This window comes from Actinomadura meyerae (assembly GCF_900188445.1).
Lineage (GTDB): Bacteria > Actinomycetota > Actinomycetes > Streptosporangiales > Streptosporangiaceae > Spirillospora > Spirillospora meyerae.
The window spans coordinates 116,083-130,027 of record NZ_FZOR01000018.1 but is presented as its reverse complement, the minus strand read 5'-3'; the positions used below and the strand labels follow the sequence as shown (position 1 = coordinate 130,027).

Here is a 13,945-nt window from a genome sequence, read left to right as displayed (position 1 = left end):
TTCACCGGGTCCGACCGACCAGAGTAGGCCCTCGGGGAGCGGTCCGCGATGAAAGCGCGCAACCCGGCATGGCCGCCGCCGGACGCCCCCGCGCACCGGACGCCGGGCACTTTCCGTTGATTTCTCGTGACGGAACGTCGCCGATCCGGCACCATGTGCGCGAGAGGCGGCCCGTATCCCGAACGGCATGGTGAGAGCGAGGGCGGATGTTCGACCAACAGGCACGGCTGGAGCGGGTGCTCGCGCGGCACCCCGGCGCGGCGGTGGTGGAGCCGCTGCCGGGCCGTCCGGCACTGGTCCGCCGGGACGAGATCCTCGTCGCCGGGCGGGACGCGGGCGCGGCCGAGGACGTCCTGCGCCGCTGGTCCGACGCGCGGCACGACGAGCACGGCGTCTCCCGGCTGCGGCTGCGCGCCCCCGCGAAGGTGGACGTGTGCGAGGTCGCGGCCGTGCTCGCGGCGGGCGGGACGGGTGGCGGTGCGCGGTCCCGGCGGCTGAGCGCGGCGCCGAACCACCTCGTCCTCGGCCAGCCGATGTGGTGGAGCGGGCCGGCCGACCTGCCCCGTCCGGCCGCGCCCGTGCCCGCACCCGGACCGGCCGAGGCGCGGCGGGAGGTGACGGTCGCGATCCTCGACACCGGCCTGGCGCCGCACCCCTGGTGGACGGGCGCCGGCTGGTACCGGGAGCAGCGCGCGGAGGACGCCGAGGTCCTGGACGCCGACCTCGACTACGCGCTGGACGCGCAGGCCGGCCACGGCACGTTCGTCGCGGGCGTGGTGCTGGCGCAGGCGCCGGCGGCGCGGCTGCGGGCCCGCCGGGTACTCGGCGGCGACGGGGTCGGCGACGAACTCGACGTGATCCGCGCGCTCGCCGGGCTCGCCGCGTCGGGCGGCGCCGACGTGGTGAACCTCTCCCTCGGCTGCCACACCTACGACGACCGCCCGTCCCCGGTGGTCGCCGAGGCGGTCGCGGCGCTCGGCCGCCGGACGGTCGTGGTGGCGTGCGCGGGGAACGCGGCGACCGACCGCCCGTTCTGGCCGGCCGCGATGAAGCCGGTCGTCGGCGTCGGCGCGCTCGACGGGGACGACCGCGCCTGGTTCTCCAACCACGGCTGGTGGGTCGACGCGTGCGCGCAGGGCGTCGGCGTCGGCAGCACGTTCGTCTCGTTCGACGGGCCGCGGCCGCCGGTGCGCGGCATCGACCCCGACCGGTTCGAGGGGTACGCGACATGGAGCGGGACGTCGTTCGCGGCGCCGGTGGTCGCGGGCCGGATCGCCGGGGTCGCGGGCGCGGCGGGCCTCGACGCGGTCGCGGCGGCCGACCGCGTCCTCGACCCGGCGGCGCACCCGGTCCGCGCGGGCCTCGGCGTCATCATCGACTCGCAGAAGGATACTGACAGTCAGTGCGCGATGGCATAGGGTCAACAGGCAGCGGGGGGCCTCGGAAGGAGACTTCAGTGGCCCACAAGGACGGGACGGACGAGCTGGTGGTCCGGGCGCGCGCGGGCGACGGTGACGCGTGGGCGCGGCTGGTCGAGCGGCACAGCGCGCTGCTGTGGTCGATCGCCCGCTCGCACGGGCTGAACGACGCCGACGCGGGCGACGTGGTGCAGACGACGTGGCTGCGGCTGGTGGAGCGGATCGACGGCCTGCGCGACCCGGCGGCGACCGGCTGCTGGCTGGCCACGACGGCGCGCAACGAGAGCCTGCGGCTGGTGCGGCGCAAGGGCCGCGACGCGCCGCTGGTGCCGGCGCCCCGGCGGCCGGAGCCGGAGCCGGGCCCCGAGCGGATCGTCGTCGACCGCGACCGGCTCGGCCGGGTCGGCACCGCGCTCGACACGCTGCCGCACCGCTGCCGGACGCTGCTGCGGCTGTTCGCGCTGGCGCCGACGCACGCCGAGCTGGCCGCCGCGCTCGGCATCCCGGTCGGCAGCGTGGCGCCGACCCGGGCGCGCTGCCTGGAGGCGCTGCGGAGGCTCGTCCCGTGAACGACGACGAGCTGATGTCGGGGATCCGGGACGCCTTCGAGGTCCTGGACCCGGTGCCGCCGGACGTGCTGGCGGCCGCGCGCGCGTCGATCGCGTGGCGGCTCCCGGCGGCGGCGCTGGCGGAGCTGGCGCACGACCGCGCCGGCCGGACGCCGGCCGGGGTACGCGGCGGGGCGGGGCGGACGCTGACGTTCACCTGCCCCGGACGGGAGGTGGAGATCGAGGTGGCCGAGCACGGCCGGGAGCGGGAGATCACCGGGCGGCTCGTCCCGTCCGCGCCCGCCCTCATCGAGGTCCGCCACCGGGACCTGCCGCCGGAGGGGGTCAGCGCGCGGACCGAGCCGGCCGGGCTGTTCTGCGTCCCGCACGTGCCCGAGGGGCTGGTCAGCCTCGTGTTCCGGCTGGAGGACGGCTCCTCGATCGTGACGAGCTGGATCCACCTGTGACGGGGCGGACGGGCGACGGCGCGCGACGAGTGACGGGGCGGGACGAGCGGGCGCTGCTGGCGTTGGCGGCGACCGACCCGGCGGCCGCGGCGGCGCGGGCGCGGGAGCTGCTGGACGGTGACGCCGGCGATGTCCTCGCGCTCCGGGTCGCGGGTCTGGCGGCCAAGGAGCTGGGGCGCCTGGACGAGGGCATCGCCCACCTGGAGCGCGCTCTGCGCCTCGCCGAGGGGTACGCGGCCGCGCAGGTGCGGATGAACCTCGTCGGGCTTCTCACGGCGCGCGGTGATGTCAGTGAGGCCCTCGCCCACGCGGATGAGGCGCAGCCCGCCCTGCACGGCCGTGACGCGGACAGGCTCGCCGCGAACAAGGCATGCGCCCTGGCCCGGGCCGGACGGCTGGAGGAGGCCCATGCGGTAGCCGAGGCCGCACTCCCCCGGTTACGCGAAGGCCACGACCCCGCCGCGCTGAACGGCCTCCTCACCAACCTGGGTCTCGCTCGCGCCTTCCGTGGTGACTACGACGGCGCTGAGGAGGCTCTGGCGGAGGCCGTCGCGGTGGGTGAGGCCGCGGGGCTGCGCCATCAGACGGCCATGGCGAAGGGCAACCTGGCCTTCGCGGTGTCGCGGCGCGGTGACGCCCCGCGCGCGCTCCGGCTGTTCGCAGAGGCCGAACCGGGCCTGACCGGTGAACGTCTGGCGCAGTGCCGGTTGGACCAAGCGGAGACCCTCATCGCGGCGGGTCTGCCCGACGAGGCCCGTCCCGTCCTGACCGCCGCCTTGGACGCGGCCATGGCGAACGGGTACGGGTGCGATGTCGCGGACGGTTTCCTGCTCCTCGCCCATGCCGAACTCGCCGGCGGCAACCCCGAGGACGCCACCGCAGCGGCCGAGCACGCCCGCACCATGTTCGCCGAGCAGGAGCGCACGGGCTGGATGCTGCTGGCCGAGCACGCCCTGCTCAGGGCCAGATGGGCGTCCGGTGAACGCTCCGCGGTCCTGCTGCGCTCCGCGGCGGCGACCGCCGACCGGCTGGAGGGCGGCGGCTGGGCCGACGCCGCCGACGAGGCCCGGATCGTGGCGGCGCGCGTGGCGCTGGAGCTGGGCAGGCCCGCCGGGCACCTGCTGTCCTCCGTGGCGCGGTCGCGGGGCCGCGCGTCCACCCGCATCGCCGCGTGGCACGCCCTCGCCCTCGAACGCGCCGCGCGGCACGACCGCGAGGGCGCCGTCGCGGCCGTCGACGCGGGGCTGCGGGTGACCGAGGAGCACGTCGAGGTGCTGGGCGCGCTCGACCTGCGCGCCCGCGCGGCGGGGTTCGCCGCCGAGCTCGCCGGGCTCGGCCTCGGCCTGGCCCGCTCGGCGCGGGAGCTGCTCGCCGTCGAGGAGCGGCGCCGGGCGATCGCGCGCCCGGTGCGGGTCCGCCCGCCCGCCGACCCCGAGCGCGCCGCCGCGCTGGCCGCCCTCCGCGCGCTGAGCATCGACCACACGGCCGACACCGCGCGCGGCGGCGGGCCGTCCGCGCTCGCGCCGGAGCTGGAGGCCCTCGAAGCGCGGATCCGGTCGCGGACGCGGCGCCGCCCGTCCGGGGCCGCGCCGCCGCACACCGCCGGGGCCGCCGGGGCCGACGAGATCGACGAGATCGACGAGATCGACGCGGCGCTCGGCGACCGGGTCCTCGTCGAGCTGGTCGCGGCCGGCGGCGGGCTGCACGCCGTCACCGTCGCGGACGGCGTGGCCCACCGCCATCCGCTGGGGCCGTGCGACGGCGCGGGCCGCGAGACGGGCCTGCTCCGCTTCGCCGCGCGCCGCCTCGCCGAACGCGACGACCCGCAGGCCCTCGCGTCCCTCACCGGCGCCGCGGAGCGCCTCGACCGGCTCCTCCTCGCCCCGCTGAACCCCGTCATCGGCGACCGCGAGCTCGTCATCGCCCCGACCGGTGCCCTGCACGGCCTGCCGTGGGCCGCGCTGCCGTCGCTGGCCGGACGCCCCTTCACGGTCGTCCCGTCCGCGAGCGCCTGGCTCCAAGCCCGCGCGGTGGGCCCTTCCGACGGGCATACCGTGCTCGTCGCGGGGCCCGATCTGCGTCATGCCGGACGGGAGATCGCCGACCTCCAGCGCCTCCACCCGCAGGCACTCGTCCTCACGGGCGCGCAAGCGCGCGCGGAGACCGTCCGGGACGCGCTCGCCGGCGCGTCCCTCGCCCACATCGCCGCCCACGGGGAGTTCCGCGAGGGCAACGCCCTGTTCTCGCGGCTGCGCCTCGCCGACGGCCCGCTGATGGTGCACGACCTCGACGAGCTGGCGGCACCGCCGCGCCTGGTCGTGCTGTCGGCCTGCGACATCGGCCGCGCCGGGGAGGGCGACGCCGTCCTCGGCATGGCGGGCGCGCTCCTCGCCCTCGGCACCGCCGCGGTGATCGCCAGCGTCACGCCCGTCCGCGACGAGGCGACGCCGGAGTTCATGGCGGCCTTCCACGCCGCCGTGGCGTCCGGCCGCCGCCCGTCCGAGGCCCTCGCCGCGCTCCCCCGCACCCCGGCCACCACCGGCTTCCTGGCGATGGGCGCGGGGTGAGAGGGGGACGGGGTCAGGCGTCGCCGGTCGCGACGGGGTTGGACGGGTCGCTCACCCAGTCCGACCACGAGCCGACGTAGAGGGCGGCGGGGATGCCGGCGAGGTTGAGGGCGAGGATCTCGTGGGCGGCGGTCACCCCGGAGCCGCAGTAGGCGCCGACGTCGAGGGCGTCGGTGGCGCCGAGCTGGGCGAAGCGCTCGCGCAGCAGCCCGGGCGGCAGGAAGCGCCCGTCCACGCCGACGTTCCCGGACGTCGGAGCGTTCCTGGCCCCCGGGATGTGCCCGGCGACCGGGTCGACCGGCTCCTGCTCGCCCCGGTAGCGCTCGGCGGCGCGGGCGTCGAGCAGCACGCCCGCCTTCGCCAGTTCGGCGGCGCCCTCGGCGTCCAGCACGGGCAGCCGGCCCGGGTTGGCGATGAAGTCGCCCGGCTTCACCTCGGGCTCGTCCGTGCTCAGCCGGTGGCCCGCCTCCGTCCAGGCGCGGTAGCCGCCGTCCAGGACCCGCACCCGGTCGTGCCCGAAGTAGCGCAGCGACCACCAGACGCGGGCGGCGGCGGTGGAGTCGGCGTCGTCGTACACCACGACCAGGCTGTCGCGCGACACGCCGGCGCGGCGCATGGCGGCCTCGAAGTCGGCGGGCTCGGGAAGGGGGTGCCGCCCGCCGCGCCCCGGCGGGCCCGCCACATCGCGGTCGAGGTCGACGAACACGGCGCCGGGCAGGTGCCCCTTGCGGTAGGACTCGATCCCCGGCGGGCCCGCCAGATGCCATCGGGCGTCCAGCAGGACCACGGGCGCCTGCCGCCGGAGCAGCCGGTCCAGCGCGGGCACTTCGATGAGAGGGTGCACACGGCCAGTTTGCGCGTAATCGTCCTGATTAGGGAGGGGCGAATCCTGGTTCATCTCATATCCGCTGTCTGTCAGGGGCGGGACGTGGCCAGCAGCGGCACGTTCTGCTCCGCCGGGACGAGGGAGCCGTGCATGCCGACCATCCGGTTCAGCCACGGCTCCCGCTCGGACGCGACGATCGCGAGGTCGGCGTGCGGGACGGCGATCACGTCGCCGACGCGGTCGCGCATGCCCTCCCCGAGGGGGCCGAACCAGCCGTCCGCGACGGCCTGCTCGCGCGGCACCACCCAGGCGCGGTCGCCGAGCACGGCCGTCCAGGCGGCGAGCACGTCGTCGTGGGCGCCCGGCTCGCTGTAGACGTAGCGGGCGCGGGCGTCCCCGCCGAGCAGCGCGACGCCCTCTCCCAGCTCGGGGACGGTGTCGGCGTCCACCCGCTCGGACGGGTCGACCATGCCGTGGTCGGCCGTCACGTACAGGGCCGCGCCGGGCGGCAGGACCGCCGCGATCTGCTGGGCGAGCACGTCGACGAACCGCAGCTGGTGCCGCCAGTCGGCGGACCCGACGCCGAAGCGGTGCCCCGTCCCGTCGAGGTCGGCGTGGTAGGCGGTGACGTAGGCGCGGTCACCGCGCCGCAGCGCCGCCTCGGCGCGCCCGACGAGCTGCCCGAGGCCCTCCGCGGACAGGTACTCGGCGCCGCGGGCGGTCGCGCGGCTCAGCCCCGACCGCTTGTGCTGCCGCAGCGAGATGTAGCCGACCTCGACGCCGTCCGCCGCGGCCCGCTCGTACGCCGTCGGGACGGGCTGGAACTCCGCCGGGTCGGGGTCGTCGTCCTTCCAGTGCAGGCAGTTCAGCAGCCGGTCGGTACCGGGCACCGCCACCTGGAGGCCCAGCAGCCCGTGCCCGCCGGGCGGCGCCCCCGTCGCCAGCGAGGCGAGGCTGGTGACGGTCGTCGCCGGGAACCCGGCCGTGATCGGGCGGCCCTCCATCGCGTTCAGGTAGGGGGCCTCGTCCGGATGGGCCCTGAGCTGCTCCCAGCCGAGCCCGTCCACGAGCAGGACGCACGCGCGCGGCAGCTCGGGCAGCCCCAGCACGTTCACCTCGCCCGGGACGCCGAGCGCCGCGAGCACCGAGCCGGGAAGGTCGGCGAGCGATCCGGCGCCGTACCGGGGGACGGGAGGCTCCATCCCCGCCGTCACCGCGCGGTCGCAGCCGACAGTTCCTCGGCGAAGGCCAGCACCTGGGTCACCGCGTCCGCGCCGTCGGCCGCCTCGCTGACCCGCAGGGACAGGTCGTCGGCGGTGACGCTGCCGGTGTAGCCGTGGTCGGCCTCGCAGTTCTCGTCGCCGCACGTGGCGGGTTCGAGGTCGATGTGGGCGATCGCGCCCCAGCCGATGGTCAGCACGACCTCGGTGGGCGGGACGCCCGGCACGTAGGACGCGGGATCCGGGACGACCCTCGTCACCGCGACCGACTGGACGCGCTCCAGCTTGACGGCCTCGGTGGTGGTGGACGCGTGCGGCTGGGCCATCCCCTCGCCGGGCGGGTGCTCGTCGGTGTGGCACACCAGCAGCCGGGTCGCGGACAGCACGAGCACCGTCACGTGCCGCCGCACCTCCATCGCGGGGTCGAACGTCGCCTCGTGGTGCACGACGTAGGCGACGACGGGCTCGTCACCGACGGCCGACTCGACCGCGTCCGCGACCAGGGCCGGGTAGTAACCGCTGCGCTCGATCGCCGTGCGCAACCCGCTTGCGGTCGCTCGGGTTTCCCTCATGGCCCCATCCTGCCCTGTCCGTGGCGGACGCGCACATGACGTCCCGGCGCGCGGTCATTCGCGCCCCCGCGGGGTAGGTGGGGGGCATGGACGAGCATCCACTGCCGACCCCGCCGCCGGTGCCGCCGCCCACCCCGGACCCGGCGCCCCCGCCGGAGCCGCCGGTGCCCCCCGAGCCGCCGCCCGGCCCCTATCCCGGCCCGCCGCCGCGGCCGCCGGGGCCCGTCCCGCCCGGTCCGTCGCCGGAACCGGTGCCGCCCGGACCTCCGCCGGAGCCCACACCGCCGGGCCCGCCGCCGGAGCCGACGCCCCCGGCGCCGCCGCCCGAGCCGATCCCGCCGGGACCCGAGCCCGACCCCGTCCCGCCGACACCGGAACCGCGCCCGCCCTCCCCGCCGGGCCGGCAGCGCCCCGGCTCCTGACCGGCGCGGTCTTAGAAGCGCCCGTCTTACAGGCGGCGGGGGCCCATCTCTGCGCGGGGGCCGACGGGGCGCTCCAGGGTCAGCTTCACCTCGCGCACGGTGACGCCCTGGCCGTCCACCATGACGGGGGCCAGTTCCAGGCGCGCCACCTCGGGGAGGTCGTAGCCGAGGCGGGACGCGCGCAGCAGCAACTCTTCGAGGGCCGCGACGTCCACGGGGTCGGCGCCCCGGTGGCCGAGGAGCAGCGGCGCGGTGCGGATCGCGCGGATCATCTCCGCGGCGTCCACGTCCGCGAGCGGGGACAGCCGGTAGGCGCGGTCGTCCAGCAGCTCGGCGGTCTCGTCGGCGATGCCGAACGAGATGAGCGCGCCGAACGAGCGGTCCTCCCGGACGACGATGCGGGTCGGCACGCCGTCACCGCCCGCGGCGACCTCGATGCCGTAGCAGGCGAGCAGCTCCGAGGCCCGGTCGGGCGGGACGTCCACCGGGCCGCCGTCGCCGAGCCAGTCCGCGACGAGGACGCGGGCGCGGTCGCGGTCGATGTCCTCGAACACCGGCATGCGGCCCGCGGGGCGCCGCCGCCACTGCGCGTACCGGATCACGTACCCGAGCGCGCGGACGGCGTCCTCCGGCGAGGCGTAGGACGGCACCGAGCCTTCGGCGGGCATCCCGTCCGGGCCGGGGACGCGCAGGTCGGCGGGCATGCCCTCGGTGCCCAGGTAGGTCGCGACGACCGGTTTGCCGGAACCGGCGGCGAGCCGGAGCATCTTCTCCGGGACGCGCACGTCGTAGCCGCCGATCGTCGGCGGAGCGAACAGCGCGACGACCGCGTCCACGTCGTCGTCGGCGAGCGCGTCGGCGAGGGCGGCCTCGTAGTCGTCGGCGTCGGCGCGGGGGCCGAGGTCGACGCGCGGCCGGACCCGCAGGCCGAGCGCCACCGCCTCGTCCTGCGCGAGCAGCCCGAGCGAGTTGGAGTTGTCGATGATCGCGATGCGGTCGCCGGCGGGGAGCGGCTGGTAGGCCAGCACCTGCGCGACGTCGAACAGCTCGGCGAGGTCCTCGACGCGGATGACGCCCGCCTGCTCGAACAGCGCGCTGACCGCGTGGTCGGGCAGCGTGAGCGCCTGCGCCGCGTGCCCCAGCGGGACGCCCTGGGTGCTGCGGCCGCTCTTCACGGCCACGATCGGCTTGCGGCGGCCGAGCCGGCGCGCCAGGCGCGCGAACTTGCGGGGGTTGCCCAGCGACTCCAGGTACAGCAGGACGGCCTTGGTGGCCGGATCCTCCTCCCAGTACTGCATGAGGTCGTTGCCGGAGACGTCCGCCCGGTTGCCCGCGGAGACGAAGGTGGACAGCCCGAGGCCCCGCTCGGCCGTCCGCTGCAGGATGGCGATGCCGAGGGCACCGGACTGGGAGAAGAAACCGACCGGCCCGCGTCCCGGCATGGTCGGCGCCAGGGTCGCGTTGAGCCGCACATCGGTGTCGGTGTTGGCGATGCCCAGGCAGTTGGGCCCCACCACGCGCATTCCATACGCGCGCGCGAGCCTGACGAGCTCCTCCTGACTGGCGCGCCCTTCCTCGCCGACCTCGCCGAAGCCGGAGGAGACCACGACCAGGCCCCGCACTCCCTTGGCCGCGCACTGCTCCACGACCTCGTGGACGGCGTCGGCTCGGACGGCGACGACCGCGAGGTCCACGTCGTCCGGGACGTCCAGGACGGACGCGTACGCGCGCACCCCCGCCACGGCGACCGCCGTCGGATGCACCGGGTACACCGGCCCGCTGAAGTCGCCGGACAGCAGGTTCCGCAGGACGGTCTGCCCCACGCTGTGCTCCGCGCGGCTCGCCCCGATGACCGCCACCGACCCCGGGAACAGCAGCCGCTGGATCGACCGCGACTCGGCCCGGTGCTCGCGCGCCGTCATGACCTCCAGCGACGTGTCGGTCGGCTCCAGGTCGAGGACGAGCTCGATCACGCCCTCCTCGAACCGCTGCTCGGCCCGGTAGCCCGCCTCCCGGAACACCCGCGTCATCCGGCGGTTGTCGGGCAGCACGCTCGCCACGAACCGGCGCACGCCCCGCTCCCGCGCCGCCGCCGCGATGTGCTCCAGCAGCACCGCGCCGAGGCCGCGGCCCTGGTGCGCGTCCTCGACGAGGAACGCGACCTCCGCGGTCTCCGGCCGGTCGTTCAGCCGGTCGTAGCGGACGACCGCCACCATCTCCCCCGCGATCGTCGCGATCAGCGCGACACGCCGGTCGTGGTCGACGGTCGTGAAGTGCTCGACCTCCCGGTCCGTCAGGTGCGGGCGCGGCGAGAAGAACCGGTAGTAGATCGACTCGGGGGACAGCCGCTCGTGGAAGGAGCGCAGGAGCCCGGCGTCCTCGGGCCGGATGGGGCGCAGGTGGGCCGTCCCGCCGTCGCTGAGCACGACGTCGGCCTCCCACTGGTCCGGGTAGCGCTCGGTCACGTACCCGAGGGTAAGGCACGGGCGCCTCGGGGCCGCGCGACGGGAAAAACGGGCTTCCCCGCGTTTCGCTGCGCGTTCGAGACCTAATCGGGGCTCCGGAGCTGTTACGGTCGAGCACACGTCCGGAATTGCCGCTCGCGCGGGCCGTGTTGATCGAGGTGATGACTCCATGACGCGCGTGGTCGTGGTCGGCGATCTCATGACAGACACCGTGGCGCGTGCCGCGTATCCCCTGGCCAAGGGGAGCGACACGCCCGCCGCTGTAACGACCCACGGGGGCGGCTCTGGCGCCAACGTGGCGGCCTGGCTCGCCCTGGAGGGGGTCGACGTCGCGTTCGTCGGCCGCCGCGGCTCCGACATCGCGGGCCGCAACCGGGACATGGAGATGATGGGGTACGGCGTCGACGCCCGCCTCGTCATGGACCAGGAGCGTCCCACCGGCACCTGCGTGGTGATGGTCACCCACAAGGGCGACCGGACCATGCTGTCCGACCCCGGTGCCAACGGCGCGCTCCTCCCCGAGGACATCGAGCGCTGCAAGGACCTGTTCACCCAGGGCACGCACCTGCACCTGTCCGGCTACTCGCTGATCAACGAGGGCTCCCGCAAGGCCGCGATCCACACCCTGGACCTCGCCCGCAAGGCGCAGATGTCGGTGTCGGTGGACGGCGGCTCGTCCTCCCCGCTCAAGCGGATGGGCGCCGAGCCGTTCCTGGAGTGGACGCAGGGCGCGCGGCTGCTGGTCGTGAACGCCAAGGAGTCCGAGATCCTCACCGGCCGCGACACGCCGGAGCAGGCCGCCAAGGTGCTGACCGCCTGGTACCCGCAGGTCGTGATCAAGAACGGCGCCGAGGGCGCCCTCTGGTACACCAACGGCCGGCCCGAGCCCGTCACCGTCGCCGCCGAGCCCGTCGAGAAGGTCGTCGACGGCACCGGCGCCGGGGACGCGTTCGTCGCCGGGTTCCTGCCGCCCTGGCTGGACGGCAAGCAGCCCGCCGACGCGCTCACCGCCGGCTGCCGGCTCGCCGCCCGCGCGATGAAGCACCTCGGCGCCCGCCCGACCCTCGACGTGGTCGACAACCAGATCAAGTAGGGCCCCGTTGACCAGGTAGGGCCTGCGGGCGAGCCGTCCGGGGCCGGGTGACCGGTCCCGGGTCGGGCGCGTCCCTGGTCGGCGCGTCCCGGGGTCAGGCGAGCGGTGTGTAGGTGCGGACGTCCTCCTTGACCGCGGCCCAGAGCCGGTTGAGGGGATGCCCCGGCCCGTAGCGCTCCAGGTCGGCGCGGCGGACGAACGCGCCCGTCATCAGCTCGGCCTTGGGCTCCAGGTCGTCGTGCAGCCCGATGGCGCGCAGCGGCACCGCGTCGGGGTCGTCCTGCGCGGCCATGCCCCGCCCGATCGACCCGGTGACGATCATGCAGCCGCGGACGAACCCGGACCGCAGCAGCGACAGCCCGTAGTGGACGTCGTCGATGTCGGCGACGACGTTGAGGCGGTCGCGGTAGTTCGGCCCGTACCAGGTGGCGAGCAGGTCGGCGACCAGCCCGGCCGGCGGCACCACCAGCGGGACGCGCCCGAGCCCGCTGGTCTCGACGGGCGCGTCCGGCAGCTCGCTCTCCGGGAGGTTGGTCAGCAGCAGCGCCTTGCCCCGCGCGTACTCGACGACCTCGTACTCCTTCAGCCGCAGGTCACCCTCGGGGGTGCTCACGATGCTCCCGCAGACGAGGTCGACCTGCCGGTTCTCCAGCCGCGACCACACGTCCTTCGTGCGGACGTGGGCGACCTTGAACTCCACCTCGCGCTGCCGGAACTCCTCCGACACCCGGTTCCAGGCCCGGGACACGATCGGCAGGGTGAACTCCGTGGTGCCCACGGTCAGCATCCGGCCCAGCCGGCGCCGGCTCAGATGAATGGACTCCAGCCATTTGTCGAACGTCATGCGCGCCAGTTCGACGGTGGCCTCGCCGGTGGGGGTGAACAGGAAGTCCTTGCCGCGCCCCTGGCGGACCGTCAGCACCTCGCCGCAGAGGTTCTGGCTGTTGCGGTTCAGTATGTCGAGCTGCTTCTGCACGCTGGACTGCTCGCGTCCCAGCACCCGGGCGGCGCGCAGCGCGGACCCGGTCTCATGCACCACCAGGAGCGTCCGCAGCTGGTCGAACGTCATGTCGAGCAGCCCGGACGGACCGTCCAGGAGGGCGTCGAGGGTCGGTGACACGGTGACGGACATTACTACCTGTTCCGCAATACGACGACAAATGTCCGCACGGCCAGCCGAGCGGGAACTGATGACATTTCCCTCTGAACTTATCTAAAGATGTTCTTGCAAACAACTGGACAGAGTTTTCTGACCTCTAGGACACTTTCGGTCGAGCCGCTCCCAGCCGCCGTCATCCGTCCCTAGCGGGCGGCGGCCTTCCGGGCGCGCCCCGGTGGTGCCGGCCACCGGGGCCGCCGCCCGGCGACCCGACTCCCGTTCGCCGCGGCCCTTCTCCGCCGCGGCGCCGGGGCCGGACGCCGGCCTGTGCGCGGGGCCGCGCGCACAGGCCGGCCCGATCGTCCCGCCCGCGCCCGACGGGGGCGCGCGGGCGGCCCACGATCACCCCGGCCGGGCGGGTCGTCTTACCGACCGGCCGGGGACCGATGAACCGGGACCGATGAATCGGGGCGGGCACGAGGGTCTGTATGGATGCCGCGAGAACCGCGGCGTCCATTCGGACCCCACCGAAGGAGCCGGCACATGCCCCGCCACGTCCGCCTTGCACGCCCGCTGTACCCGCGCGCATCCCCAGTGCGACTGGGGCGCCGTTCACCCTGGCGGAGCGCGGGCGCACGCTGGCGTGGTGGCTGCACGAGGCCTTCGGTTCAGCACGTACCGTCCCGCCCTTTCCCGTCCCGGATCGACACCTTCGATCGGAGTGAGTGACATGCAGGACCCGGTGACCGAACTCGACGAGCGCTTCAGCGACCCGGCCGCCCAGGCGACCCCCTGGGCCACCACCCTGAAGGCCCTCGAGACGGCCCAGCTCTTCTGGATCACGACGGTCCGCGCCGACGGCCGCCCGCACGTCACGCCCCTGGTGGCGGTCTGGCTCGACGACGCCCTCCACTTCTGCACGGGCCCGTCGGAGCAGAAGGCGCTGAACCTCTCGCACAACCCGCACGTCGTCCTCACCACCGGCTGCAACGACTGGACGCGGGGGCTCGATGTCATGGTCGAAGGCGAGGCCCGGCGGGTCACGGACCGTCCCACGCTCGAACGCCTCGCCGCGGCCTGGGCCGCCAAGTGGACCGGCCAGTGGCAGTACGAGGTGGCCGACACCGGCTTCGTCCACAACGAAGGCACGGCGCACGTCCTGGCCGTGAAGCCGACCAAGGTCCTCGCCTTCACCAAGGGCACCTTCACCCAGACCCGCTACACCCCTGCGTCCTGACCCGGCGACCG

General features: G+C 75.3%; 12 protein-coding genes. 7 read left to right on the top strand and 5 right to left on the bottom strand.

Features of this window, described 5'->3' with window-relative positions; all coding sequences use genetic code 11:
- The first annotated feature begins 206 nt into the window (after positions 1 to 206).
- From CHF16_RS19835 to CHF16_RS19820, 4 genes are read left to right on the top strand one after another with little or no spacing between them, the layout of a single operon-like run.
- The gene (locus tag CHF16_RS19835; protein ID WP_089327556.1) at positions 207 to 1,418 is read left to right on the top strand and encodes a S8 family peptidase; all 1,212 of its coding nucleotides are present in this window, start codon (positions 207 to 209) and stop codon (positions 1,416 to 1,418) included.
- Positions 1,419 to 1,456: 38 nt separating this feature from the next.
- Positions 1,457 to 1,987 carry an RNA polymerase sigma factor gene (locus CHF16_RS19830; RefSeq protein WP_089327555.1) on the top strand — a complete coding sequence of 177 codons (531 nt, stop codon included), beginning with the start codon at positions 1,457 to 1,459 and terminating at the stop codon, positions 1,985 to 1,987.
- Positions 1,984 to 2,433 (top strand): hypothetical protein, encoded by a 450-nt coding sequence (locus tag CHF16_RS19825; RefSeq protein ID WP_089327554.1) that lies wholly within the window; start codon positions 1,984 to 1,986, stop codon positions 2,431 to 2,433. Before CHF16_RS19830 ends, CHF16_RS19825 begins: the two co-directional genes overlap by 4 nt.
- Positions 2,430 to 5,000 (top strand): CHAT domain-containing protein, encoded by a 2,571-nt coding sequence (locus CHF16_RS19820; protein WP_245868848.1) that lies wholly within the window; start codon positions 2,430 to 2,432, stop codon positions 4,998 to 5,000. The genes CHF16_RS19825 and CHF16_RS19820 overlap by 4 nt, the downstream gene beginning before the upstream one ends.
- 13 nt (positions 5,001 to 5,013) lie before the next feature.
- On the opposite strand, the gene CHF16_RS19815 is transcribed toward CHF16_RS19820, so the two are convergent.
- From CHF16_RS19815 to CHF16_RS19805, 3 genes are all read right to left on the bottom strand, one after another.
- Positions 5,014 to 5,844: a sulfurtransferase gene (locus CHF16_RS19815; RefSeq protein ID WP_245868845.1), complete on the bottom strand. Its 831-nt coding sequence runs from the start codon at positions 5,842 to 5,844 to the stop codon at positions 5,014 to 5,016.
- A 71-nt stretch (positions 5,845 to 5,915) separates the two neighbouring features.
- Positions 5,916 to 7,028, bottom strand: a complete 1,113-nt coding sequence (locus tag CHF16_RS19810; RefSeq protein WP_089327552.1) for an alkaline phosphatase family protein — start codon at positions 7,026 to 7,028, stop codon at positions 5,916 to 5,918.
- An 8-nt stretch (positions 7,029 to 7,036) separates the two neighbouring features.
- Positions 7,037 to 7,618: a DUF5998 family protein gene (locus tag CHF16_RS19805; RefSeq protein ID WP_089327551.1), complete on the bottom strand. Its 582-nt coding sequence runs from the start codon at positions 7,616 to 7,618 to the stop codon at positions 7,037 to 7,039.
- Positions 7,619 to 7,704: 86 nt separating this feature from the next.
- On the opposite strand from CHF16_RS19805, the gene CHF16_RS40350 reads away from it, so the two are divergent.
- The gene (locus tag CHF16_RS40350) at positions 7,705 to 8,040 is read left to right on the top strand and encodes a hypothetical protein (RefSeq protein ID WP_179271601.1); all 336 of its coding nucleotides are present in this window, start codon (positions 7,705 to 7,707) and stop codon (positions 8,038 to 8,040) included.
- A gap of 26 nt (positions 8,041 to 8,066) precedes the next feature.
- On the opposite strand, the gene CHF16_RS19795 is transcribed toward CHF16_RS40350, so the two are convergent.
- Positions 8,067 to 10,505 (bottom strand): bifunctional acetate--CoA ligase family protein/GNAT family N-acetyltransferase, encoded by a 2,439-nt coding sequence (locus tag CHF16_RS19795; RefSeq protein ID WP_245868843.1) that lies wholly within the window; start codon positions 10,503 to 10,505, stop codon positions 8,067 to 8,069.
- A 169-nt stretch (positions 10,506 to 10,674) separates the two neighbouring features.
- On the opposite strand from CHF16_RS19795, the gene CHF16_RS19790 reads away from it, so the two are divergent.
- The gene (locus CHF16_RS19790; RefSeq protein ID WP_089327549.1) at positions 10,675 to 11,598 is read left to right on the top strand and encodes a carbohydrate kinase family protein; all 924 of its coding nucleotides are present in this window, start codon (positions 10,675 to 10,677) and stop codon (positions 11,596 to 11,598) included.
- Positions 11,599 to 11,692: 94 nt separating this feature from the next.
- On the opposite strand, the gene CHF16_RS19785 is transcribed toward CHF16_RS19790, so the two are convergent.
- On the bottom strand, positions 11,693 to 12,718 hold the full coding sequence (locus tag CHF16_RS19785) for a LysR family transcriptional regulator (protein WP_218826742.1): 1,026 nt from the start codon (positions 12,716 to 12,718) through the stop codon (positions 11,693 to 11,695).
- 709 nt (positions 12,719 to 13,427) lie between these two features.
- On the opposite strand from CHF16_RS19785, the gene CHF16_RS19780 reads away from it, so the two are divergent.
- Entirely contained in the window at positions 13,428 to 13,934 is a 507-nt protein-coding gene (locus tag CHF16_RS19780; RefSeq protein ID WP_179271606.1) for a pyridoxamine 5'-phosphate oxidase family protein, read from the top strand.
- The last annotated feature ends 11 nt before the right edge of the window (positions 13,935 to 13,945 follow it).

Excerpts from the sequence above, each read along its gene's own strand:
- CHF16_RS19780 (WP_179271606.1), top strand. The coding sequence starts at position 13,428 with ATGCAGGACCCGGTGACCGAACTCGACGAGCGCTTCAGCGACCCGGCC.
- CHF16_RS19805 (WP_089327551.1), bottom strand. The coding sequence starts at position 7,618 with ATGAGGGAAACCCGAGCGACCGCAAGCGGGTTGCGCACGGCGATCGAG.
- CHF16_RS19810 (WP_089327552.1), bottom strand. The coding sequence starts at position 7,028 with ATGGAGCCTCCCGTCCCCCGGTACGGCGCCGGATCGCTCGCCGACCTT.
- CHF16_RS19790 (WP_089327549.1), top strand. The coding sequence starts at position 10,675 with ATGACGCGCGTGGTCGTGGTCGGCGATCTCATGACAGACACCGTGGCG.
- CHF16_RS19835 (WP_089327556.1), top strand. The coding sequence starts at position 207 with ATGTTCGACCAACAGGCACGGCTGGAGCGGGTGCTCGCGCGGCACCCC.
- CHF16_RS40350 (WP_179271601.1), top strand. The coding sequence starts at position 7,705 with ATGGACGAGCATCCACTGCCGACCCCGCCGCCGGTGCCGCCGCCCACC.